Origin of the sequence: Yinghuangia sp. YIM S10712, from assembly GCF_051388935.1 — a bacterium.
In the GTDB taxonomy this organism is placed as follows: Bacteria; Actinomycetota; Actinomycetes; order Streptomycetales; family Streptomycetaceae; genus Yinghuangia.
Genome location: NZ_JBPKBI010000001.1, coordinates 1,108,606 through 1,109,608 on the forward strand (window position 1 = coordinate 1,108,606; position 1,003 = coordinate 1,109,608).

The 1,003-nt window shown below is 70.6% G+C and carries 1 protein-coding gene; it reads right to left on the reverse strand.

Translation table 11 applies throughout. The features are described 5' to 3' along the window. Positions 1 to 161: 161 nt before the first annotated feature. Positions 162 to 605 (reverse strand): anti-sigma regulatory factor, encoded by a 444-nt coding sequence (locus tag ACRX5W_RS05175; RefSeq protein WP_436786682.1) that lies wholly within the window; start codon positions 603 to 605, stop codon positions 162 to 164. Between the last annotated feature and the right edge of the window lie 398 nt (positions 606 to 1,003).

Here is a 1,003-nt window from a genome sequence, read left to right on the forward strand (position 1 = left end):
CACCCCCACGGTCTCCGGCACATCGGGTGCATCGGGTGCGTCGTCGTGCGACGTGGTGGTCTCGTCCGCCGTCACGCTCGTGTCACTGGCCATGTCCTCGGCCTCCCGGGGCCCGTCCTCCGGGGGTTCTCCGCCCCGGTGGTCGCTCGCGTGCTCGGTGCTCACGGTGCCCCCGGCCCGCCACCGCGCTTCTTGTGGAGGCTGATGCTCACGACGTCGTTCTCGTCCGCGGTCGCGTCGACCTCGCCGGCGAGAGCGGACAAGACGGTCCACGCGAACGTGTCGCGCGCGGGGGTGTGTCCGTCCGTCGTCGGCGCGGACACCGTGATCTCCAAGGCGTCGCCCACCAAGTGGAAGACGCACGACAGGACGCTGCCGGGAACAGCCTGCCCGAGCAGCATCGCGCACGCCTCGTCGACGGCGATGCGGAGATCTTCGATCTCGTCCAGGGTGAAGTCGAGCCGGGCCGCGAGGCCGGCCGTCGCGGTGCGAAGAACCGAGAGGTACGCCCCTGCGGCGGGCAGCCGGACCTCGACGAAGTCCTGCTGGCCGGCGCCGGTTTCGTCCGCCGTGTGTGCGGATCGCTGGGACACCCTCACCTCCAAGGTGCTGCGTAGGTGGCCACGCTGTGACCACGACCGATGACGGGGACCTGGTTGACGCTATCGCGCGGACCCCCGACCCGTCTCCGCCACCACTTCTCCTGGGAGAACAGTCGAGCTCTCCCTTGGCATCCCGCCCCGACCCGCAGGCTCGCCCCGACCTCGCAGGCCGGCCTGCGCATCGCCTACGCGCACGACAGCACATCACCGCATGTGAATTGGCGCGTACGCAGTGTACCCGGTTTGTACTTGACCGCACGGCGACAGACCCAAACGGGGGAATTTCCCCCCACGAGGGAACGCATGTTCGGGCCGCCGTGTCAAGCGACTGCCGGGCGGGAGGCCCGCGGAGGCAGGGGGCGGGTTGGCCGGTTGCCCGAAACGACGCCCGGTCCGCGGGG